At 61.1% G+C, this 23,382-nt stretch carries 20 protein-coding genes; all 20 read left to right on the top strand.

What is annotated here, in order from left to right; genetic code table 11:
• Positions 1–185: 185 nt before the first annotated feature.
• Positions 186–1,748, top strand: coding sequence for a type VI secretion system protein TssA (gene tssA / locus LOY31_RS28765; protein ID WP_007954369.1), 1,563 nt, complete (start codon positions 186–188; stop codon positions 1,746–1,748).
• 32 nt (positions 1,749–1,780) lie between these two features.
• The gene (gene tssB / locus LOY31_RS28760) at positions 1,781–2,284 is read left to right on the top strand and encodes a type VI secretion system contractile sheath small subunit (protein ID WP_003229587.1); all 504 of its coding nucleotides are present in this window, start codon (positions 1,781–1,783) and stop codon (positions 2,282–2,284) included.
• A 28-nt stretch (positions 2,285–2,312) separates the two neighbouring features.
• The gene (tssC, locus tag LOY31_RS28755) at positions 2,313–3,788 is read left to right on the top strand and encodes a type VI secretion system contractile sheath large subunit (RefSeq protein ID WP_007954371.1); all 1,476 of its coding nucleotides are present in this window, start codon (positions 2,313–2,315) and stop codon (positions 3,786–3,788) included.
• A gap of 9 nt (positions 3,789–3,797) precedes the next feature.
• The gene (gene tssE / locus LOY31_RS28750) at positions 3,798–4,205 is read left to right on the top strand and encodes a type VI secretion system baseplate subunit TssE (protein WP_007954373.1); all 408 of its coding nucleotides are present in this window, start codon (positions 3,798–3,800) and stop codon (positions 4,203–4,205) included.
• An 11-nt stretch (positions 4,206–4,216) separates the two neighbouring features.
• On the top strand, positions 4,217–4,741 hold the full coding sequence (locus LOY31_RS28745; RefSeq protein WP_221534022.1) for a PAAR domain-containing protein: 525 nt from the start codon (positions 4,217–4,219) through the stop codon (positions 4,739–4,741).
• A gap of 10 nt (positions 4,742–4,751) precedes the next feature.
• Complete coding sequence (locus tag LOY31_RS28740) at positions 4,752–5,723, top strand: DUF6402 family protein (RefSeq protein ID WP_139834481.1); 972 nt, start codon at positions 4,752–4,754, stop codon at positions 5,721–5,723.
• Positions 5,724–5,743: 20 nt separating this feature from the next.
• Positions 5,744–6,121: a hypothetical protein gene (locus LOY31_RS28735; protein WP_256579547.1), complete on the top strand. Its 378-nt coding sequence runs from the start codon at positions 5,744–5,746 to the stop codon at positions 6,119–6,121.
• A 354-nt stretch (positions 6,122–6,475) separates the two neighbouring features.
• The gene (locus LOY31_RS28730) at positions 6,476–6,898 is read left to right on the top strand and encodes a hypothetical protein (RefSeq protein ID WP_085606169.1); all 423 of its coding nucleotides are present in this window, start codon (positions 6,476–6,478) and stop codon (positions 6,896–6,898) included.
• Positions 6,899–6,967: 69 nt separating this feature from the next.
• Entirely contained in the window at positions 6,968–8,755 is a 1,788-nt protein-coding gene (tssF, locus tag LOY31_RS28725; RefSeq protein WP_258712626.1) for a type VI secretion system baseplate subunit TssF, read from the top strand.
• Positions 8,719–9,726: a type VI secretion system baseplate subunit TssG gene (tssG, locus tag LOY31_RS28720; RefSeq protein WP_007954381.1), complete on the top strand. Its 1,008-nt coding sequence runs from the start codon at positions 8,719–8,721 to the stop codon at positions 9,724–9,726. Before tssF ends, tssG begins: the two co-directional genes overlap by 37 nt.
• Before the next feature lie 11 nt (positions 9,727–9,737).
• On the top strand, positions 9,738–12,395 hold the full coding sequence (gene tssH / locus LOY31_RS28715) for a type VI secretion system ATPase TssH (protein WP_258712625.1): 2,658 nt from the start codon (positions 9,738–9,740) through the stop codon (positions 12,393–12,395).
• Between the two features lie 10 nt (positions 12,396–12,405).
• Complete coding sequence (locus tag LOY31_RS28710) at positions 12,406–13,932, top strand: sigma-54-dependent Fis family transcriptional regulator (RefSeq protein ID WP_236196235.1); 1,527 nt, start codon at positions 12,406–12,408, stop codon at positions 13,930–13,932.
• Positions 13,933–14,025: 93 nt separating this feature from the next.
• On the top strand, positions 14,026–14,166 hold the full coding sequence (locus LOY31_RS28705) for a hypothetical protein (protein WP_003229566.1): 141 nt from the start codon (positions 14,026–14,028) through the stop codon (positions 14,164–14,166).
• 18 nt (positions 14,167–14,184) lie between these two features.
• Positions 14,185–15,378, top strand: a complete 1,194-nt coding sequence (gene tagH, locus LOY31_RS28700) for a type VI secretion system-associated FHA domain protein TagH (RefSeq protein ID WP_085606165.1) — start codon at positions 14,185–14,187, stop codon at positions 15,376–15,378.
• A 5-nt stretch (positions 15,379–15,383) separates the two neighbouring features.
• Positions 15,384–15,884 (top strand): type VI secretion system lipoprotein TssJ, encoded by a 501-nt coding sequence (gene tssJ / locus LOY31_RS28695; RefSeq protein ID WP_011336587.1) that lies wholly within the window; start codon positions 15,384–15,386, stop codon positions 15,882–15,884.
• A gap of 2 nt (positions 15,885–15,886) precedes the next feature.
• Positions 15,887–17,218, top strand: coding sequence for a type VI secretion system baseplate subunit TssK (gene tssK, locus LOY31_RS28690; RefSeq protein WP_011336586.1), 1,332 nt, complete (start codon positions 15,887–15,889; stop codon positions 17,216–17,218).
• A gap of 5 nt (positions 17,219–17,223) precedes the next feature.
• Complete coding sequence (icmH, locus tag LOY31_RS28685; RefSeq protein ID WP_007954389.1) at positions 17,224–18,099, top strand: type IVB secretion system protein IcmH/DotU; 876 nt, start codon at positions 17,224–17,226, stop codon at positions 18,097–18,099.
• Between the two features lie 13 nt (positions 18,100–18,112).
• Entirely contained in the window at positions 18,113–21,652 is a 3,540-nt protein-coding gene (gene tssM / locus LOY31_RS28680; protein ID WP_258712624.1) for a type VI secretion system membrane subunit TssM, read from the top strand.
• Positions 21,652–22,380, top strand: a complete 729-nt coding sequence (locus LOY31_RS28675) for a PP2C family serine/threonine-protein phosphatase (protein WP_011336583.1) — start codon at positions 21,652–21,654, stop codon at positions 22,378–22,380. Before tssM ends, LOY31_RS28675 begins: the two co-directional genes overlap by 1 nt.
• Positions 22,377–23,378: a serine/threonine-protein kinase gene (locus LOY31_RS28670; protein ID WP_221534032.1), complete on the top strand. Its 1,002-nt coding sequence runs from the start codon at positions 22,377–22,379 to the stop codon at positions 23,376–23,378. The genes LOY31_RS28675 and LOY31_RS28670 overlap by 4 nt, the downstream gene beginning before the upstream one ends.
• Positions 23,379–23,382 lie beyond the last annotated feature (4 nt).

The raw sequence follows: 23,382 nt of genomic DNA, 5'->3' as shown, positions 1-23,382 counted from the left end.
CCCAATGAACAGTTCGTCTTGTTGTTTAATCAGATGCTTGCTAGTGGCCATCATAGTGATTACGATGCGCCCACTTGAAAGAGCACACACTCAATTGGATGAGTCTTCTCACTGCTCTTCGATACTGTCCCCGCGCCGCTGCAACTCCAATAGGCGCACGACCGTAATCCAAACAAAGGCCATGGATGTCCTACTCAAGCAAACTTTCCGCCCATTACCTCGAACTCGCTAAAGTCTCTGTTTCCAAAGAGAATTTTGCGGGCGAAGACGTTCGTTTCTCGAGCGAATTCGAGGCCCTGGAAAGCGAGCTGGCCAAAGCCTCTTCGATGCACGAAAGCGGGCAGATCGACTGGCTGAAAATTCGCGAAAACAGCGAAAACCTCCTGCGTACCCAATCCAAGGATTTGCGTGTCGGCGCCTGGCTGACCTGGTCGCTGTACCAGCGTGAATCCTTCCCCGGCCTGCTGGCCGGCCTCGGTTTGCTGCACCACTTGTCGGAAAACAACTGGGCCGAGGTTCACCCGCTCAAACCCCGCACCCGGGCCGCCGCCATTGGCTGGCTGGTGCCGCGTCTTGAGCAGGTGATCACCGAGAACATCGCGATCAAGGAACAGCTGCCGATGTTCCGGCAACTGTCCGAGCACCTGTCCGGTCTCGACGCCGCCTGCACCGAGCATCTGGGCGATGATGCGCCGCTGCTGTTGCCGCTCTCCCGCCGCCTGAAAACCATGATCCAGCGCGCCGCCGATAACCAGCCGGCACCCGGCGTGGTGGGCGCGGCGGTGGCGCAGGTCAAGCAGGCCGCCAGCCAGTTGCTGGCGCCCGGCGCGCCGATCGACAACGAGAAAGAGGCCCACAAGGCCCTGCGCGCGCAGCAGGAAAGCGCCCGCCCGTTGTGCGCCTGGTGGCTCAAGCAGAAAGCCACCGACCTGCGCGCGCTGCGCCTCAACCGCACCTTGCTGTGGATGACGATCGATGCGGTGCCCGAACGCAACGCCGAGCAGATCACCGTGCTGCGCGGGTTGCCGGTCGACAAGCTCAAGCAGTATCAGGACCGTTTCGATCAGGGCAAATACGCCGACCTGCTGGTGGAACTGGAGGCGAGCCTGGCGAAGGCGCCGTTCTGGTTCGATGGCCAGAGGATGGTCTGGGAATGTCTCCAGAACCTCAACGCCGAGCTGGCCATGCGCGAAGTGGAAATCCACTTCGCGCTTTTGATTCAGCGCCTGCCCGGCATCATCGAGCTGCGTTTCCATGACGGTGCGCCGTTCGCCGATCCGTCCACCCGGGCGTGGATCGCCGGCAACGTCATGCCGCACCTGCAAAGCGCCAGCGCGCCGCGCAAGGTCGAGACCGAGAACGTCGAAACCCAGCCAGCCTGGGAAAAGGCCTTGGAAGAAGTCCAGCCGATCCTGCGCAAGGAAGGCCTCAAACCGGCGGTGCAGATCCTCAAGCAGGGCCTGCAATCGGCGCACGGCGGGCGCGAGCGCTTCTTCTGGCAGTTCGCCCTCGCGCGGCTGTGCTTCCTGGCCAAGAAATACGAACTCGCCAAGAACCAGCTCGAAACCCTCGATCAGACATTACAGGACTCAGGCCTGCACGCCTGGGAGCCCGATCTTGCATTGGAAGTGCTGCACCTGCTGCACAGTTGCTGCGAGTTGTTACCGCAGAACCATGCCGTACGTGAACGCAAGGAAGAGATTTATCGCAGGCTGTGCCACCTCGATCTCGAAGTGGTACTCGAATAGGCCCCAGGGCCACAACCGCAAGGAGAAAAGCCATGGCCAAAGAAGGCTCGGTAGCCCCCAAGGAACGCATCAACGTCACCTTCAAACCCGCCACCGGCGGTGCTCAGGAAGAGATTGAACTGCCGCTGAAGCTGCTGGCAATCGGTGACTACACCCACCGCAAGGACGATCGCAAGATCGAGGATCGCAAGCCGATCAGCATCGACAAGATGACCTTCGACGAAGTGCTGGCCAAGCAAGAGCTGGGTCTGACGCTGAGCGTGCCGAACCGTCTGCAGGAAGATGGCGAGGCCGACGAGCTGGCTGTGCAACTGCGCGTCAACTCCATGAAGGACTTCAACCCGGCCAGCCTGGTCGAGCAAGTGCCTGAGCTGAAAAAACTGATGGAACTGCGCGACGCGCTGGTGGCCCTCAAAGGCCCGCTGGGTAACGCACCTGCGTTCCGTAAAGCCATCGAAGGCGTGCTCGCCGACGACGAATCCCGCGGTCGCGTACTCGGTGAGCTGGGCCTGAACGCCGCAGCCCCGGACGCTTGAGACTCCAGCAGCCAAGGAAGCCAACACAATGAGCACTAGCGCAGCACAACAGAACGCCGCAGAAAACGGCGAGTACAGCATCCTCGACAGCATCATCGCCGAAACCCGCCTGACGCCGGACGACGAAGCCTACGACATCGCCAAGCGCGGTGTGTCGGCGTTCATCGAAGAGCTGCTCAAGCCGCAGAACAACGGTGAGCCGGTCAAGAAAGCCATGGTTGACCGCATGATCGCCGAGATCGATGCCAAGCTCAGCCGTCAGATGGACGAAATCCTGCACCACCCGGACTTCCAGGCGCTGGAATCGTCGTGGCGTGGCCTGCAACTGCTGGTCGACCGCACCAACTTCCGCGAAAACATCAAGATCGAAATCCTCAACGTCTCCAAGGACGACCTGCTGGACGACTTCGAAGATTCGCCGGAAGTAATGCAGTCGGGCCTGTACAAGCACATCTACACCGCTGAATACGGCCAGTTCGGTGGTCAGCCGGTTGGCGCGATCATCGCCAACTACTACCTGTCCCCAAGCTCGCCGGACGTGAAACTGATGCAGTACGTGTCCAGCGTAGCCTGCATGTCCCATGCGCCGTTCATCGCCGCTGCCGGCCCGAAATTCTTCGGTCTGGAAAGCTTCACCGGTCTGCCGGACCTGAAGGATCTGAAAGATCACTTCGAAGGCCCGCAATTCACCAAATGGCAGAGCTTCCGTACCTCGGAAGACTCCCGCTACGTTGGCCTGACCGTTCCGCGTTTCCTGCTGCGTAACCCGTACGACCCGGAAGAAAACCCGGTCAAATCGTTCGTGTACAAGGAAAACGTTGCCAACAGCCACGAGCACTACCTGTGGGGCAACACCGCTTACGCGTTCGGCACCAAGCTGACCGACAGCTTCGCCAAATTCCGCTGGTGCCCGAACATCATCGGCCCGCAGAGCGGCGGCGCGGTTGAAGACCTGCCTCTGCACCACTTCGAAAGCATGGGCGAAATCGAAACCAAGATTCCTACCGAAGTTCTGGTTTCCGACCGTCGTGAATACGAATTGGCCGAGGAAGGCTTCATCTCCCTGACCATGCGTAAAGGCTCCGACAACGCGGCGTTCTTCTCCGCCAGCTCGGTGCAGAAGCCGAAGTTCTTCGGCATCAGCGCAGAAGGCAAGGCTGCAGAGCTGAACTACAAGCTCGGCACCCAACTGCCGTACATGATGATCGTCAACCGCCTGGCTCACTACCTGAAAGTGCTGCAGCGCGAGCAACTCGGTTCGTGGAAAGAGCGTACCGACCTCGAGCTGGAACTGAACAAGTGGATCCGCCAGTACGTGGCCGACCAGGAAAACCCGAGCGCCGAAGTACGTGGCCGTCGTCCGCTGCGCGCTGCGCAAGTGATCGTCAGCGACGTTGAAGGCGAGCCGGGTTGGTACCGCGTCAGCCTGAACGTGCGCCCGCACTTCAAGTACATGGGTGCCGATTTCACCCTGTCGCTGGTTGGCAAGCTGGACAAAGAGTAAGAGCGACTCATGGACGGATACGGCAGCCTTTTCGAACGCCTCAACGGCGACGCGGAACTACGCAAGGGCAGGAGCCTCGAGGCTTCGGCCATGGCGTCGGTGGCTGCCCATCTGGCCAAAATGCTCAGCACCCGGGCCGGCAGCGTGCAAACGCTGTCCGACTACGGGTTGCCCGATCTCAATGACATGCGCCTGAGCCTGCACGACTCCCTGAGTCAGGCCCGCCTGGCCATCGAAAGCTTCATCGAAGCCTACGAACCGCGCCTGAGCAACGTGCGTGTCATTTCCCTGCCGCGTGACCACGACCAGCTTCGCCTGGCCTTCAGCATCGAAGGCCTGCTGGAAGTCGAGGGTTTCAAGCGTCAGGTCAGTTTCGCCGCGCGCCTGGATGGCAGCGGTCAAGTGAAGGTCAACTAAGGAGAACCCCGATGTCTGGCAAACCTGCAGCACGCGTATCCGACCCCACCGCTTGCCCGCTCCCCGGCCACGGCACCAACCCGATCGCCGCCGGTTCTGGCGACGTGTTCTTCGACGGCCTCGCGGCCGCCCGCGAAGGCGATGCCTCCGCGTGTGGTGGTGCGATGGTCGGCGATCTGGCGACCACGGTTCTGATCAACGGCAAGCCGGCCGCCACGGTCGGTTCGGTTGGATCTCATGGCAATAAAGTAACGGCTGGATCCGGGACGGTGATTATCGGCAATTCGCATTCGCCGGCGCCGTTTGTGCCGCCGTTGCCGGTGGAAATTCAGTGGCCCTTTACCGAACATTTTGTTGTGACGGACCCAGAAACGGGTGAGCCAATCGCGAATCGCGGATACACCATCCGAACTGACTCAGGAAAAGAAATAACAGGTGTTACGGATAGTGCAGGCAAAACTTCGATGATTGGTTCCTCAATTTCTGAAGGAATTACTTTGCTATTAGAGCCTCAAGACTCAATCGCTATTTGCTGAGGTTAACTCCATGCCCGCACCGGTTAATGCCCCCCTGACCCCAGCTGAAAATAAAGAGGGTCAAAAAGTTCAAGCGAAGGTATTTCAGCTGTCTTCAATTCCAAAAGTCATGGATAAGCTGGGCTGGACGGTAGCGGCTCGCGTCATGCGAAAATGGTTCGCGGGTGCGCCTTATGAGTTGTCAAAATCTGTTAAGCAGGGTGATGTTTCTGCGAGTACGCTGACTGCGGAAAAGCTTATAACGGACATACCTTTTGAATGGTTGTTTAGCGGGTCTGATCGTGTAAAGCCGAAAGTTGATGAGTATATCGCTGGGCTCTCGGTGACCTCAGAGTTTAACGGAAGTGTCGGTAGGGTAAAGGGTTCGTTTGATGAACTTTCGAAAGGACTGATTGTATTGATGACGCGTCTCCAGCGACTCGGTTTGCTGGATGTAAAATCCAAGAGGTTGAAAAGCGCATATTTGGATTTTAGTGATAAAACCGCCATGGAGCTGGAGGATATATCGCAATTCAATTTGATTAGGTTTGGTGCCTCCGATTGGGAAAAGGCTACGGATGCGTTAGATGATGTATACGGTGCTTTAGGGACTTTTGTTGTAAAAGTTGCAGCGACCAGGTTTCGTACAATCCAAAACGATCATGGATTTCCAGCGATCGAGATTGAACAGGTTGGACTTTACGTCCGAGATACCTACGATTTTCTCAATGCAGGAGACGATCAGTTGTTGGGTTACTGGTCACCTGAGGGGGTAATCCGACCTGGCCCCATAGACTACTTTACTGAGCCGGCGGTGATTGAGAAAGGTGGAGTCGATTATTATAAAGTGACAAATGGGCACTTTAATAAGTATCGGCAGTTACACGGAAAGGGTGGAGATATGATGATTTATACGACGGTTAAATTTTATGATGTGTCGTTTATGATCCATCTCGGGCCTATCGATTTTGATGAGTACCAAAGCCGCTCTAGGTCTAAGTGAGTATGAAAAAAATATCGTTTATGCCATTGCTGGTGTTGATTGCGTTGGGAGTTCCTCTGTGCGCTTGGTTTTACATCAAGCAGGGAGCTGCTGCTGCGGCGGAAGTTTATTCCACAACCTGGAATGAATCAAAAACTTGCTATATCAATTCATATGTTCCCAAGTATGCAGATTTTGGTGTGCCTGGAAAGTTTGTTAAGCTGTTTACGAGTGAAGCGTTTTTTAGAGTCTATAACGTTAAGGGCGAGTTGCTTAAGTCGTCTGAGTGGTTGCTGTGGCAAAGCGAATTTACAACAGATGAACGGTCGCAGTGGGTTAATGGTCACGCGATTTATCCAACTTCGACTGGCTATGAAGGTTGGAATATTTTGGAGTGTTCCCCGTCAGTGGACAGCTAAAAATAAACAAAAGAAGTTGTAGGTGATAGGCAAGTGTTTGATATGGCGCCAGAAGGCGTTTTTTGAGCGCTGCCGAGATTGCCGGGTTTGATGGCGAAGGGTTTACGCACCAGCAAGGCTGAAGAGAGTGAGAGCGGTGACCATGGATGTAATGGATTTTCAGAGTTATCTGGTGCTCGTCGCTGACAGTGATCTGTTTGGCTGCCTGGCCTTGTTGAGCTTGTTATTGCTCCTGACTGCCTCACATCGGGCGACTCGAAATTCACGTCTTCACCGCGCACTAACGCTCTCGGTTTTGGCTGCTGTTGTAGCTATCCATGGCCTTGGATCGTGGTACGGAAATCTGAGACCAGCATGAGCAACTACTACCGTATCGCCATGTGCCTGTTTGTCCATGCCTTCGGATGTGTGGCCTACGTGTTTTTGAATAATGCAGTAGTACATGCCTACAAGCATCTGAACGGTGGGTTCACCACCCGTGGGGTCGCCATCGGTATTGCCAGCTACGCGATGTTTTACATTTTTCTCGGTGTCAATTTTATTGCTGCGCTGATTCCAAGCCTCGTTGCCAAACTGGTGATTCTGAGCCTTATGGTGGGCTTCATCCTGCTTTGGATGCTCCCCGACAACCCATTGAGAGCCTTGTTTTATGGAGTGGCTCAAGGTTGCGTCACCTTGCTGGCAATCCTCGCTTCTCAAGTCATCGAATTGCGCTGGGTATCAAGAAACATCGCTGGACGCATCCAGCCGAACCAGCCTGAGAGTGCCATCCAATGATCAGGTCAGGCATCGAGCGTAATCCGCAGGACAGTTATTCCATGAGTTCCACTACCAGGCAGGTAACCCGTGTCCTTTAACCACTACTACCAAAGCGAACTCACCGCACTGCGCCAACTGGGCCGCCGTTTCGCCGAGCGTAGTCCGGCGTTGGCGCCGTTCCTGGGGCAGGCCGGGCGGGATCCGGATGTGGAGCGGTTGCTGGAAGGCTTTGCGTTTCTGACCGGGCGGCTGCGCCAGAAGCTCGATGACGAGTTGCCGGAGCTCAGCCATTCCCTGATGCAGCTGCTGTGGCCGAACTACATGCGCCCGCTGCCGGCGTTCAGCATTCTGCAGTTCGATCCGCTCAAGCGTTCGGGGCCGGCGCTGAAGGTCGAGCGTGATACGCCGATCGAGAGCGTGCCGATCGAAGACGTGCGTTGCCGTTTCCGCACCTGCTACCCGACCGAAGTCATGGCGCTGGATCTGGCCGCGCTGAACTATTCGGTGAAGGGCGACGGTTCGCTGCTCAGCCTGCGCCTGGAGATGAGTGCCGACGGCCACCTCGGCGAGCTGGAATTGAGCAAGCTGCGCCTGCACTTTGCCGGCGAGCGCTACATCAGCCAGATGCTCTACCTGAGCCTGCTGCGCAATCTCGACGGCATCGAACTGATCCCGCTCGACGGCGCCGGCAAGCCGATCGATGGCGTGAGCGGCAAGCCGATGGCGTTCAAGATTCCGGGCGACCGCGTCAAGCCAGTGGGTTTTGCCGAAGAAGAAGCGTTGATCCCGTATCCGCTGAACACCTTCCGCGGCTATCGCTACCTGCAGGAATACTTCGCTTTCCAGGACAAGTTCCTGTTCGTCGATGTCCACGGTCTGGACATCCTCAAGGCGCTGCCGGAAGACACGCTCAAGCAGATGCGCGGCCTGGAATTGCGCTTCGACATCCGCAAGAGCGGCATCATGCGCATGCGTCCGACGACGGATAACGTGAAGCTGTTCTGCACGCCGATCGTCAACCTGTTCAAGCACGACGCACTGCCGATCCGCCTCGACGGCAAACAGGACGAGTACCTGCTGCTGCCGGCTGAATACGATCTGGAAAACTGCGGCGTGTTCTCGGTGGAGACCGTGACCGGCTGGAAGCCCGGCGGCCTCGGCTATCAGGAGTACGTGCCGTTCGAATCCTTCGAGCACGACCCGAGTTTCGACGTACCCAACAGCCGTCCGCATTACAGCATCCGCCAGCGTTCGTCGCTGCTGCACGACGGCCTCGACACTTACCTGAGCTTTGGCATCCGCCACACCGAAGCCCACGAAACCCTGTCGATCGAACTGGTCTGCACCAACCAGAATCTGCCGCGCAAACTCAAGCTCGGGCAGATCTGCATGGCCTGCGAAGAAACCCCGGAGTTCCTGAGTTTCCGCAACATCACCCCGGCCACTTCGAGTTTTGCGCCGCCGCTGAACCGTGACTTCCTGTGGAAGCTGATCAGCAACATGTCGCTCAACTATCTGTCGCTGGCCGACGTCAATGCACTGAAGGTGATTCTCGAAACCTACGACCTGCCGCGCTACTACGACCAGCACGCGGAGAAGGTCAGCAAACGCCTGCTCGGCGGACTGAAACTGATCAAGCATCACCACGTGGACCGGTTGCACCGTGGTCTGCCGGTGCGCGGTTTGCGCACCGAACTGACCATCGACCCGGAAGGGTATATCGGTGAGGGCGACCTGTTCGTCTTCGCCTCGGTTCTCAACGAGTTTTTCGCGCTTTACGCCAGTCTCAATTCATTCCACGAGCTGCGGGTAAAAAGCACACAGGGAGAGGTGTACCAATGGACACCACGTATGGGCCTGCAGCCCCTGCTTTAAGCGGGCTGACGAAGGTAATACGCGAGTACTCGCTGTTTCAGGCCGTGCTGCTGGTGATCGACCGGCTGCGCGATGCGCACCCGTACCTGAGCGAAGACGACCTGTACGACCAGCTGGAATTCCAGGCCAACCCGAGCCTCGGTTTTCCGCGCAGCGATGTCGATCGTGTCGAGTTTTTCGAAGAGCACGGGCAGATGCGCGCGCGCCTGCGTTTCAACCTGATCGGCCTGGTCGGCTCGGGCTCGCCGCTGCCGGCGTTCTATGGCGAGCAAGCCCTGGGCGACAGCGAAGACGGCAACCCGACGCGCAACTTCCTCGACCTGTTCCACCATCGCCTGCAACGGCTGATGCTGCCGATCTGGCGCAAGTATCGCTATCGCGCGAGCTTCCAGAGCGGCGCGGTCGACCCGTTCTCGTCGCAGCTGTTTGCCCTGATCGGCCTCGGCGGCGACGAGATCCGCAAGGCCAAGGAACTGAACTGGAAACGCTTGCTGCCGTACCTCGGCCTGCTCAGTTTGCGGGCGCACTCGGCGGCGCTGATCGAAGCGGTGCTGCGTTACTACTTCAAGCACGAAGACCTGGTCATCGAGCAGTGCATCGAGCGCCGTGTGGAAATCCTCGAAGAACAGCGCAACCGCCTCGGCTTCGCCAACAGCGTGCTGGGTGAAGACCTGGTGCTGGGCGAACACGTGCGCGACCGCAGCGGCAAGTTCCGCATTCACATCACCGAACTCGACTGGGAGCGATTCCACGAATTCCTGCCCATCGGTTTCGGTTACCAGCCGCTCTGCGCGCTGGTGCGGTTCACCTTGCGTGACCCGCTCGATTACGACATTCGCCTGGTGCTGCGTCCGGAAGAAATCCGCGAACTGCGCATTGGCGAGAAGAACGACTGTCGCCTGGGGTGGACCAGTTGGCTGGGCTGCGAAAAAGCAGACGGCGTGGTGACCCTGGGCAGCAAAATTCATTAAGGACGTGAGCCATGATCAACGTAGACCTGCAACAACTCATCCAGGCGCTGGACGCCGAAACCCGTCGCGATCTGGAGCGTTCGGCCGAGCGCTGCGTGGCCCGTGGCGGCAGCAAGATTCTGGTCGAAGACTTGCTGCTCGGCCTGCTGGAGCGCCCGAACGGTCTGCTCTCCCGCGCGCTGCAGGATGCCGACGTTGACGCTGGCGAACTGAGCGCCGCCCTGCAATCGCGGGTCGAGCACAGTGCTTCGCGCAACCCGGTGTTCGCCCCGGAACTGGTGCAGTGGCTGCAAGACGCGCTGCTGGTGGCCAACCTTGAACTGGGCCAGACCTCGGTCGAAGACGCGGCGCTGATCCTCGCGCTGCTGCGCAACCCGATGCGTTACGCCGGTAGCCGCTACCAGCCGTTGCTCGCCAAACTGAACATCGATCGCCTGAAGGAATTTGCCCTGTCGCAACAGCCTCAGGCAGCGGCCAACGGCAAACCGGCCGCCCAAGGCGAATCGTTGCTGGAGCGCTTCACACACAACCTGACCCAACAGGCCCGCGACGGCAAACTCGACCCGGTGCTGTGCCGCGATGGCGCGATCCGCCAGATGGTCGACATCCTTGCCCGTCGTCGCAAGAACAACCCGATCGTGGTCGGTGAAGCCGGTGTCGGTAAAACCGCCATCGTCGAAGGCCTGGCCTCGCGCATCGCTGCCGGTGAAGTGCCGCAAGTGCTCAAGGGCGTCGAGTTGCTGTCGCTGGACATGGGCCTGTTGCAGGCCGGCGCCAGCGTCAAAGGTGAATTCGAGCGTCGTCTGAAAGGCGTGATCGACGAGGTCAAATCCTCGCCGAAGCCGATCATCCTGTTCATCGACGAAGCCCACACCCTGATCGGCGCGGGCGGCAATGCCGGCGGTTCCGACGCGGCCAACCTGCTGAAACCGGCACTGGCGCGCGGCGAACTGCGCACCATCGCCGCGACCACCTGGGCCGAGTACAAGAAATACTTCGAGAAAGACCCGGCGCTGGCCCGTCGTTTCCAGCCGGTTCAACTGCACGAACCGACCGTGAGCGAAGCGGTGACCATCCTGCGTGGTCTGGCGCAGGTCTACGAGAAGAGCCACGGCATCTACCTGCGCGATGACGCGGTGGTTTCGGCAGCCGAGCTGTCCGCCCGTTACCTGGCCGGCCGCCAACTGCCGGACAAGGCCGTCGATGTGCTTGACACCGCGTGCGCCCGCGTTCGTATCAGCCTCGCCGCTGCCCCGGAAAGCCTGGAACGCCTGCGTGGCGAACTGGCCGAAGGTGGCCGTCAGCGTCAGGCCCTGCGCCGCGATGCCGAAGCCGGTCTGTTGATCGACCACGAAGCGCTGGAGGCACTGGAAGCGCGTCTGGACGAAGCCGAAGCCGAAATGGTCGCACTGGAAACCCTGTGGACCGAGCAGAAACAACTGGCCGAGCGCCTGCTGGAACTGCGTCAGCAACTGGCCAAGGCCCGTGAAGCGGCTGCGGTCGAGCCGACAGTGACAGTTGAAGAAGACGCCGAAGGCACCGTGATCGAAACCCACGCCGCCGACGTCGACGAAGCCCTCAGCGTCGAAGCGCTGGAAGCACAACTCAACGAAACCCACAGCGCCCTGACCGCTGCTCAGGTCAAAGAGCGTCTGGTCAGCTTCGAAGTCTGCCCACGTCTGGTGGCTGAAGTGATCAGCGCCTGGACCGGCGTGCCGCTGGCGCAACTGGCCCGCGAACACAACGCCAAAGTCGCGAGCTTCGCCACCGACCTGCGCACCCGCATTCGTGGTCAGGAACAAGCCGTCCACGCACTGGATCGCTCGATGCGCGCGACTGCTGCCGGCCTTAACAAGCCTGACGCACCGGTCGGCGTGTTCCTGCTGGTCGGCCCGAGCGGCGTCGGCAAGACCGAAACCGCATTGGCACTCGCCGACCTGCTGTACGGCGGCGACCGTTTCATCACCACCATCAACATGTCCGAATTCCAGGAGAAGCACACCGTTTCCCGCCTGATCGGTGCACCGCCAGGCTACGTCGGTTACGGCGAGGGCGGCATGCTCACCGAAGCCGTGCGCCAGAAGCCGTACTCGGTGGTGCTGCTCGATGAAGTCGAGAAGGCCGACCCGGACGTGCTCAACCTGTTCTACCAAATCTTCGACAAAGGCGTGGCCAACGACGGCGAAGGGCGCGAGATCGACTTCCGCAACACGTTGATCCTGATGACCTCGAACCTGGGCAGCGACAAGATCAGCGACCTCTGCGAAGACGGCGCGCGCCCGACCGCCGAAGTACTGGAAGAAACCATTCGCCCGGTGCTCAGCAAACACTTCAAGCCGGCGCTGCTGGCGCGGATGAAAGTGGTGCCGTACTACCCGGTCGGCGGCCCGGTGCTGCGCGAGCTGATCGAGATCAAACTCGGTCGTCTGGGCGAGCGCCTGAACCGTCGCCAGCTGGACTTCAGCTGGTGCCAGAACCTTGTCGATCACCTGTCCGAGCGTTGCACGCAAAGCGAAAGCGGTGCGCGCCTGATCGACCACTTGCTCGACCAGCACGTGCTGCCGCTGGTAGCCGACCGCTTGCTCGATGCCATGGCCACCGGTGAAAGCCTCAAGCGCGTGCATGCGACGCTCGACGGTGAAGCCAGCGTGACCTGCGAGTTCGCCTGAGGTGAGTGTGATGTTCACTCAAGTGCCGCAGCCACTGCTCTATGCCGAAGCCTTGCTGGCGCAGTTCGCCAGCCTGTCGCGCGCGGCGGACGGTGCTGCGCTGCTGGGTGACTTCGTGCGCGGTCTGGCCGGGCTGAGCGGTTGCGAACTGACGCAGCTGTACTTGCTGGACGCCACGCACACGTCGCTGGGGATGAACGCCGAATGCCTCGACGGCGTGCTGCAACCGCGCAGTGCGGCGAGCCTGCCGGCGGACTACAACGGCGAGCAACTGTTGCAGTTCGCCCTGTGCCAGAACCGCGTGGTGAGCTTCGACGACCTGGGCGGCAGCCTGCACGAAACCAGCTTTCTGCCGGCGTCGTCCACGCCGTGGCAGTCGCTGTTGTGCGTGCCGCTGGTCAATCAGCAGAAGGCCGTCGAAGGCCTGTTGCTGTGCGCCAGCCGTCGTCATATCGACCTGCAAGGCTTTGCCGATTCCCTCGGTCAGTTGGGCTCGTTCGTACTTGGTCAGCTGCATCTGCTGCAACGCCTGCGCCAGCCAGTGGATGCGGCCGCACCGGTCGTGCGCAGTCTGCCGAGTGCCAGCGGCTACGGCCTGATCGGCAAGAGCGCGGCGATGCGCCAGACCTACTCGCTGATCAGCAAAGTCCTGCACAGCCCGTACACCGTGCTGTTGCGTGGCGAGACCGGCACCGGCAAGGAAGTGGTCGCGCGGGCGATCCACGATTGCGGCCCGCGCCGGTCCCAGGCGTTCATCGTGCAGAACTGCGCGGCGTTCCCGGAAAACCTGCTGGAAAGCGAGCTGTTCGGCTACCGCAAAGGTGCTTTCACCGGTGCCGATCGTGACCGCGCCGGGCTGTTCGACGCGGCCAACGGCGGCACCCTGTTGCTCGACGAAATCGGTGACATGCCGCTGTCGCTGCAAGCCAAATTGTTGCGCGTGTTGCAGGAAGGCGAGATCCGTCCGCTGGGTTCCAACGACACCCACAAGATCGACGTACGCATCATCGCCGCGACGCACCGCGATCTGTCGGTGCTGGTCAGCGAAGGCAAATTCCGCGAAGACCTGTACTACCGCCTCGCGCAATTTCCGATCGAGTTGCCGGCCCTGCGTCAGCGCGAAGGCGACATTCTCGACCTGGCCAAACACTTCGCCGACAAGGCCTGCGCATTCCTGCAACGCGATCCGGTGCGCTGGTCGGACGCTGCGCTGGATCACCTGTCCGGTTACACCTTCCCCGGCAACGTGCGCGAACTCAAAGGTCTGGTCGAACGGGCGGTGCTGTTGTGCGAGGGCGGCGAGTTGCTGGCCGAGCATTTCTCGCTGCGCCTGGAATCGGCGCCGGTGCCGGAAGACCACTGCGGCCTCAATCTGCGCGAACGACTGGAAGCGGTCGAACGCAATCTGCTGCTCGATTGCCTGCGCAAGAACGACGGCAACCAGACGCTCGCCGCCCGTGAACTGGGCTTGCCGCGGCGCACGCTGCTGTACCGGCTCGGTCGCTTGAACATCAATCTGGGTGATTTCGATGGGTAGGCGAAAGTCCGTCGGATTCACCTCGAAAACCTATTTCAGCGCCGCCCGTGAGGGTCGGCGCTTTGTGCTTTGTCTACACCTGGAGACCCTCTGATGTCTGTTCGTCACTGGCACGCTGTCCTGCTGACCCTCGTCGTTCTATGCGGCCTCGGCGGCTGCAGCGGCAATTACAAATTCAACGATAACGATTACCGCCCGTTGGGTGATCCGCAGGCGGTCAATCGCGGCAAGTGACCGCAAGGAGCATCAAACATGGAATTGGTTTTCGAAATGCTGAACACCAAGCAGTTCGTGCCCACCGAGCTGTGCCAGCGGACCTTCAAACAGGCCGGTGGCGTGATCGGGCGGGGCGAGGACTGCGACTGGATCATCCCTGACCGCAAGCGTCACTTGTCCAATCACCACGCGATTGTCAGCTATCGCGAGGGCACGTTTTTCCTGACCGACACCAGCAGCAACGGTGTTCAGGACGGCGACAGCGGCGCGCGCCTGCACAAGGGCGAACCGGTGCGCATCGAGCACGGCAGCACCTACGTGCTGGGCGACTTCGAGATTCGCGCGCGCCTGGTGCGCGACCCGGCGACGTTCGACGGTGAAGTCGGCCTGCCACGCGCCGCCGGCACCATCATTCCGGACGACGCGTTCCTCGACCTCGACCCGCTGAAGTCGCTGGAGCAGCAAGAGCGCGTGTACTCGGAATTCGAGGAAATGCTCGCGCCGGTTACCGATCCTGAAGACTCCCGTCAGCGCGCCGACTACGCGCGCATCGACATGGAAAGCCTGATGGTGCCGGAGCTGATTGTCGAGCCCACGCCTGAGCCTGCACCGGCACCGAAAGCGGTCGAGCGTCAGAGCGAAACCTTCTGGGACAAATTCGGCGCGGCCCTCGGCGTGAACGTGAAGAACCTCAGCCACGACGAGCGTGAAGCCCTCGCGCTGAACGCTGCACGTCTGCTGCGCCAGAGCGTCGGCGGTCTGCAACAGAGCCTGCGCACCCGTTCCGAGCTGAAAAACGAACTGCGTCTGGCCCAGACCACCGTGCAAGGCACCAACAAGAATCCGCTGAAATTCGCCGTCGACCCGAGCGAAGCACTGGACATCCTGTTGCAGCCGAACAAGCCGGGCCACTTGCCGGCCGAACAGGCGATCTCCCGTGCGTTCCGCGACTTGCAGGCGCATCAGGTGGCGCTGCTGACCGCCAGCCGCGCGGCGGTGCGCGGCACTCTGGAGCACTTCTCGCCGGAGCAACTGACCCTGCGTTTCGAGCGCGACAACAAGCCGTTGCTCGCCACCGCGGGCGGGCGCTGGAGAGCGTTCAACCGTTACCACCATGCGCTGCGTCAGGACGACGACTGGAGCGAGCGCCTGTTGGCCCGCGACTTCGCCCAGGCCTACGAAGAACAGATCCGCCTGATCTCCACCCTCCACACCGACCACCAAGGATAATGCGCATGTCTCGCCGCTCGACCGCTTTTTTCAAGACGCTGACCGCGCTCACCCTGTTGGTGCTGCTCGCCGGTTGCTCGTCGCTGTCGCCGTATTCGAAAGTGACCAAGATCAACCTGAAGCTGACCGGCAGCGATCAGCTGAACCCGGACCTCAACGGTCGTCCGTCGCCGATCGTGGTGCGCCTGTTCGAACTCAAGCATCCGGTGACCTTCGAGAATGCTGATTTCTTCAGTCTCTACGAACGCGCCAAGGAATCCCTCAACCCGGATCTGGTGGCCAGCGAAGAACTCGAACTGCGCCCGGGTGAAACCGTGGAGCTGAAACTCAGCGTGGAGGAGGGCAGCCGCTTTATCGGCATCCTCGCCGCGTACCGCGACCTGCCGGAAACCAAGTGGCGCCACACATTCCCGATCACGCCGCTGGAAGTCACCGAAGCTGATCTGACCCTGGATCAGGCCGGTATCCGCAAGACCAACGAAGTGCTCGCCAAGGCGGATGACTGATCATGAATACCCATAAAGTCATCTGGCAGGAAGGCATGCTGCTGCGTCCGCAGCACTTCCAGCACAACGACCGCTACTACGATCACCAGATGAAGACCCGCACCCAGTTGCTGGGCGGTTACACCTGGGGTTTTCTGAACCTTGAGATCGACTTGCAGTTCCTCAACATGGGCAAACTGGTGATCAGTGAAGCCTCGGGGATCCTGCCGGACGGCAGCCTGTTCGAACTCGGCGGCAACACCGAACCGCTGGCGCTGGACGTGCCGCCGAACACCGGCAACATGCCGATCTACCTGGCGCTGCCGCTGGTCACCGGTAACCACATCGAGGCCCGTCGCCCGGAGCAGTCCGACGTGCTGGCGCGCTACACCGCGTATGACGCCGAAGTCGCCGACTCCAACGCCGGCGATGATTCCGCCAGCCAGGTCAGCTGCGGTCGGCCGGACTTCAAGCTGTTGCTCGGCGAGCAGCAGAGCGACCAGGCCTACGTGAAACTGAAGATCTGCGACGTGCTCGACACCACGCCGGACGGCGTGATCAGCCTCGACCCGGACTTCGTGCCGACCTACATTCAGGCCCACGCCTCCAGCTACCTGCTGTCGTGCCTGAAAGAAGTGATCAGCATGCTCGGTCACCGGGGCGACACCATTGCCGAGCGCATTCGTTCGAACGGCAAGGTCGGTGGCGCGGAAATCGGCGACTTCATGATGCTGCAACTGATCAACCGCACCGAACTGCTGCTGCGCCACTACCTGGGCCTGGAACAGGTTCACCCGGAAGAGTTGTACCGCACGCTGCTGACCATGCTCGGCGATCTGGCGACCTTCTCCAGCGACAGCAAACGCCCGCGTCTGGACAGCCGTTACTCCCACGCCGACCAGGGTGCGAGTTTCCGCAAACTGATGGAGTCGATCCGTCAGGTGCTGTCGATGGTGCTGGAACAGCACGCCATCGAACTGATCCTGCAAGCGCGTCAGTACGGGATCATCGTGTCGCCGCTGCACGACCACAAACTGCTCGGCTCGGCGTCGTTCGTGCTGGCAGCCAGTGCCAACTGCGACTCCGAAGAACTGCGCAACCGCTTGCCTGCGCACCTCAAGGTCGGCCCGGTGGAGCGCATCCGCCAACTGGTCAACCTGCACCTGCCGGGGATCAAGGTCAAACCGTTGCCAGTTGCCCCGCGGCAGATCGCGTTCCACTCGAACAAAACCTATTTCATCCTCGAACTCAGTTCCGAAGACCTGGCACAACTCGAGCGCTCCGGCGGCTTCGCGTTCCACGTGTCCGGCGAATTTGCCGAGCTTGAACTGAAATTCTGGGCCATCAGGAACTGACCGACATGATCAAGGACATGGAACACAACCAGGACGACAAAACCGTCCTGCTCGACCGTCAGGGCCATGGCCCGGCGGCGAGTCCGCTGACCGACTTCGCCGCGCCACCGCGCTTCGAACAACTGGAAGAACGGATGATCTACGCCGCGCGCCTGCGCCCGGCGGAAGCCTTCAACATCAGCCTCAATTCGCTGGTGGCGGCGTCGTCCGAACTGCTGTCGGAAGTGGTGCGTCTCAAGCACAGCGAAACCCGCGAAGACCTCTACGCGCTCAACGAGCGCCTGACCGCCGGGCTCAAGCTGTTTGAAGTGCGCGCCCTGCACAACGGCGCCGAAAGCAGCCAGGTGATGGCCGCCCGTTACGTGCTCTGCACCGTGGTCGACGAAGCTGTCGTGACCACGCCGTGGGGCAACGAAAGCGAGTGGTCGCAGATGAGCCTGCTCAGCAGCTTCCACAACGAAACCTTCGGTGGCGAGAAGTTCTTCCAGCTGCTCGATCGGCTGTCGAAAAACCCGGTCAAGCACCTGCCGATGCTGGAACTGATGTACCTGTGCCTGTCCCTCGGTTTCGAGGGCAAGTACCGCGTGCAGGCGCGCGGCATGCTGGAACTCGAAGGCATCCGCGACGCCCTGTACCGGCAGATCCGTCAGTTGCGTGGCGACGTGCCGCGCGAATTGTCGCCGCAATGGGAAGGCCTCAACGATCAGCGCCGCAACCTGGTGCGCATCGTGCCGGCGTGGATGGTGGTGCTGTTCACCTTCGTCTGTCTGGTGATGATGTATTCGGGCTTCGCCTGGGTCTTGGGCGAGCAGCGCGACACCGTTCTGCAACCTTATCAGCCGCTTGATCCGGCCGCGGTCCAGCCGCAGTCGCAGCCGTAAACAGGGACGTGTGATGAAAAAGTTTTTCAAGAAAGTCGGCGCCTTCCTGCGCCAGACCTGGGTCTGGACCCTGCTGTTGGTGCTGTTCGTGGCGCTGCTGGTGTGGTTCGTCGGCCCGCTGTTGGCGGTGGATGACTACAAGTTCTGGGAAAGCGCGACTTCGCGCCTGCTGACCATCAGCGTGCTGTTCCTGATCTGGGGCCTGACCATGGTCTTCGTCAGCTGGCGCGCCGGTATCCGCAAGAAAGCCGTCGAAGAAACCGAAGACGGCCAGGATCGTATTCGCCGCGAAGAGTTGATCGACGAAGAGCAGAAAGAGTTGAAGGAGCGTTTCAAGGACGCCCTGAAAACCCTCAAGACTTCGAGCCTGTATCGCGGCCGCAGCGAGCGCTGGCGCAGTGACTTGCCGTGGTACTTGCTGATCGGCCCGCAGGCCAGCGGCAAGACCAGCCTGCTGGACTTCTCCGGGCTGGAATTCCCGATCAACAAGATCGACCGCAAGCTGACCCGCGACACCCACGGCACCCGTCATTGCGACTGGTACTTCGCCGACCACGGTGTGCTGATCGACACCGCCGGCCGCTACCTGACCCAACCGGATTCGGAAGTCGACGGCAGCGCCTGGACCACTCTGCTGGAACTGCTGCGCAAGCGTCGTCGTGGTCGTCCGCTGAACGGCGTGCTGGTGACCATTCCGGTGGAAACCCTCACCAGTGGCAGCGAGCAGGACATCGACACGCTGGCTCGCCAGGTGCGCGCGCGTCTGCAAGACGTCTATCAGAAACTGCACGTCGACGTGCCGGTGTATCTGGTGCTGAGCAAGGCTGACAAGTTGCTGGGCTTCGACGAGTTCTTCGACCAACTGACCCGCGAAGAAAGCGATCAGGTGCTGGGCACCAGTTTCCGCAAGGATCAGCTTGGCACCGACGTGGCTGTGCTGCGCGGCGAGTTCGAAGAGCTGCTGCGTCGCCTCAACAGCCAGGTGATCATGCGCATGCACTCCGAGCGCGACACCCAGCGCCGTGGCCGCATCCTCGACTTCCCGCACCAGATGGGCCAGATCGGCGAGCGCCTGTGCCTGTTCGTCGACATGGCGTTCACCGGTAACCGCTACCAGCGTGCGACGCTATTGCGTGGTTTCTACCTGACTAGCGCACCGCACCTGACCCACGAAATGGACTCGACCACCGCCGGTATTGGCGCGAGTCTGGGCATGAGCGCCGGCGTGTTGCCGACGCTGCGCAGCGGTCGTTCGCGTTTCATCCACCATTTGCTCAGCCGGGTGATTTTCCCGGAGTCCGACCTCGCCGGTCTGGACAAGCGCGAGCGCAGCCGCATCCATTGGGGCCAGCGTGCGTTGTACGTCGGTGCACTGGGCGCGCTGGCGCTGTTCGGCATGCTCTGGGCCGGTGGTTTCTCGGCCAACTGGGAACGTCTGGAAAACCTGCGCAATCTGGCGCAGAACTGGACCCAGCAACGCACCGCACTGTCGCCGCGCGATGACGCCATGGGCACGCTGAAAACCCTCGACACCAGCTACGCCGCGACTCAGGTGTTCCCGAAGAAGGGCGACGCTGCGTATCACGAACGCGTCGGTCTGTATCAAGGCCAGGACGTCAATCCGGTGGTCAAGGAGGCTTACGAGCGCGAGCTTGAAAAGCAGCTGCTGCCGCGCGTTGCAACCATGCTCGAAGGCCAGATCCGCGCCAACATGAAGGACCGCGAAAAGCTGATCAACAGCCTGCGCGCGTACCTGATGCTGAACATGAAGGATCGTCGTGACGCGGCATGGCTCAAGGATTGGGTCGCTACCGACTGGTCCCAGCGCTACAACGGCAACACCGCGGTGCAGAACGGTTTGAATGCGCATCTGGAGCGTCTGCTGAAGCTGCCGTTTATCTATCCGCTCAACGAGCAACTGGTGACTCAGGCGCGTCAGGTTCTGCGCAGTGAATCGCTGGCAAACGTGGTTTATCGCATGCTCCGCGAGCAGGCGCGCAACCTGCCGGACTATCGTTTCAGCCAACACCTCGGCCCGCAGGGCTCGCTGTTCATCGGCACCGAGTACGTGATCCCGGGCTTCTACACCCAGACCGGTTATCAGCAGTATTTCTCGGTACAAGGCGCGTCGCTGGTCACCGACATCCTGCGTGACAACTGGGTGCTGGGCGAAGGCGCCGGCATCAGCGACATGGACTTGCGTCGCCTGATGGTCGAGCTGGAGCAACTGTACTTCCGCGACTACGCCAATTACTGGAGCGAGGCCGTTGGCCAGGTGGCATTGCCGCCGATCAGTGATGCCGGTGAAGGCGCCGAGCAACTGGCGGGCCTGACCTCGGCCAACTCGCCGGTGCTGGCGTTGCTGACCGAAGTGCGTGAGAACACCCGCTTCCCGGCGGCTCCCGAGCCGGTGGATGAAGCCGGTGACGCCGCCGATGCTTTGGCGGGGCAGAAGGGCAAACTGGGCAAGGTCGGCAAACTCGCTTCCGCTGTCGCGGACAAGGCTTCGGCCATGAACGTGGCGAAGAACCTGCCGGACACCGCCAAGAAGTCCCTGCAGCGTCGCTTCGAACCGCTGCATAAACTGCTCGACGACAACAACGGCCCGGCCGCTGACCTGACCCCGGCCTTCACCGCGCTCAACGACCTGCAACTGCAACTGGCGGGCCTTGCCCGTTCCAGCACGCCGGAGCAGGCCGCGTTCGAACTGGCCAAGACCCGCATGAGCGGCCAGCGTGATGCGCTGACCAACCTGCGCAATGCGTCCGGTCGCCTGCCGCGTCCGCTGAGCGTGTGGTTCAACGTGCTGGCCGAAGACTCGTGGCGCCTGGTGCTCAACGATGCCTACCAATACCTGAACGGCCGTTATCAGAACGAGCTGTACAGCGTGTATGGCAAAACCATCAGCAAGCGCTATCCGTTCAGCGCGTCGAGCACCAGCGACGTGGCGATCAGCGATTTCCGCGAGTTCTTCCGGGCTCAAGGCACCATCGACCGCTTCTTCGACAACTACATGCGTCCGTTCGTCAGCGGTGATCCGGGCAACTACCGGATGCGCAGCATCGACGGTCGCAGCCTGCCGGTGTCCAAGGTCTTCCTCGACCAGATGGCGGCGGCACTGAACATTCGCCAGAGCTTCTTCTCGATCAACCCGGCCGAGCCGACCGTGCAGTTCAAGCTGGAGCCGTACACCCTCGATCCGGCGGTCAGCCGTTCCGAGTTCAAGTTCGGCGACAAGACCATGGAGTACCGCCACGGTCCGATACTGCCCATGAGCTTCAAGTGGCCGACCGATGCTGAAGACGGTCGCACCAGCCTGGTCATGGACAAGATGGCCGGGCGCCCGATCGGTATCGAGAAGAACTCCGGCCCGTGGTCGCTGTTCCGTCTGTTCGACCTGATGCAGACCGAGTACCTGACCGGTCGCGACGTGCTGGTGCTGAAAGCCGATGTGGGTGGCCTGCGCGCCAACTACCTGCTGACCAGCCAGCGCACGCCGAACCCATTCGACATGGGCGTGATGCGCACCTTCCGTATGCCGGTGCAGCTCTGATGCTGGTGGCCAGTCCCTGGCGCAGCGCGGCGCGAACCGACCCGGGCAAGGTGCGGTCGCGCAACGAAGATGCCTTCCTCGACACCCCGCAGCATGGGCTGTGGGTGGTCGCGGACGGCATGGGCGGTCATCAGGGTGGCGATATCGCCAGCCAGTTGATCGTCGCCAGCCTGGCTGAACTGCCGCAACACGAGGACTTCGACGAACGCCTCAAAGCCATCCGCCAGTGCCTGCACTGGCTGAACCGGCGCCTGGGGCAGGAGTTGACCGTCACCGCCGGGCGTCACGACAGCATCATGGGCAGCACCGTCGTGGCGTTGCTGGTGGACGGTAATCGCGCGGCCTGCATCTGGGCCGGCGACAGCCGTTGCTATATGTGGCGCGGGCAGCGGTTGTATCAGCTGTCGAAGGATCATTCGCTGCAGCAGCAACTGATCGACGAGCAGCAGATGAGCGTCGAACAGGCAGCGGCGCACCCGGCAGCCCAGGCCTTGACCCGGGCGGTGGGCGCGGCGGAACAACTGACCCTGGATGTGCTGGAACTCGAGGTGTATCCGGGCGATGTGTTCCTGCTGTGCAGCGATGGTTTGTATCAAGGCCTGAGCAGCGATGCCCTCGGTAACGCCCTCAGCCTGGCGGCGCCGCATGTGGCGCTGGAACGTCTGTTCGACGGCGCCCTGCGTGGCGCCGCTCGCGACAACCTGACGGCCGTGGTGATCCGCCAATGACTGAAATCGAATCCTCAGTCGATGACTTGCTGATGAGCGAAGAGCAGGCCAACAACCTGACTTACTTCGCCTTCGCCAAGCAACATAACGCCGAACCCGCGCTGGCGCCGACCAAGGCCAGCGTCGGCGAACTGCCGGATGTTCTGGCAGGCCGTTACCACCTTGAGCGTCTGCTCGGGGCCGGTGGCATGGGTGCGGTTTACCGGGCCCGGGATCTGCTGCACGAACAGTTCGGCGATCCCGATCCTTACATTGCGCTGAAAATCCTCAGCGAAGAATTTGCCGAGTCGCCGGACGCCAGTGCCTTGCTCTACAGCGAGTTCGCCCTGACCCGACGCCTGCGCCACGACAACGTGCTGCGACCGCACACGTTCGAAGTGGACACCGATTGCCAGCGGGCCTTCATCACCATGGAGCTCATGCGTGGCCTGACCCTGGACAAACTGCTCTGCGAACGGCCGCTGGGCCTGCCGTGGAAAGAACTGCGCGACATCGCGCTGCCGCTGCTCGACGCGCTGGCCTACGCCCACCGTCGCGGCGTGCTGCACGGTGACATGAAGCCGAGCAACGTCATGCTCAGCGAAGACGGCGTGCGCCTCTTTGACTTCGGTCTCGGGCAAGCCGAGGAGGGCATCCTGCCCGGCCTGCCGCACCTGAGCCGTGAGCGTTTCAACGCCTGGACCCCGGGCTACGCCGCCCCCGAACTGCTTGAGGGCCAACCGCTGTCGGCCAGTGCGGACGTGTACGGCGTGGCCTGCGTGATCTATGAACTGGCGGGCGGCAAACACCCGTTCCGCCGCTTGCCCTCGACCCAGGCCCGTGACGAACACCTGGATCGCGAACTGCAAGCCCCGGCAAATCTGCCAACACACTGCTGGCCCGCGCTGCGCACCGCGCTGGCCTTTGACGCGGCAGAGCGCACTATCTCTGCCGACCAATTGCGTGACGCCTTGGGCGCCACTTCGTCCTGGTTGCAGCGTTTGCGACTGCGGGCGTAACGGA

This window comes from Pseudomonas sp. B21-021, assembly GCF_024749205.1.
In the GTDB taxonomy this organism is placed as follows: domain Bacteria; phylum Pseudomonadota; class Gammaproteobacteria; order Pseudomonadales; family Pseudomonadaceae; genus Aquipseudomonas; species Aquipseudomonas paraglycinae.
The sequence above is the reverse complement of the archived record's forward strand: the minus strand, read 5'-3'. Positions and strand labels throughout refer to the sequence as shown.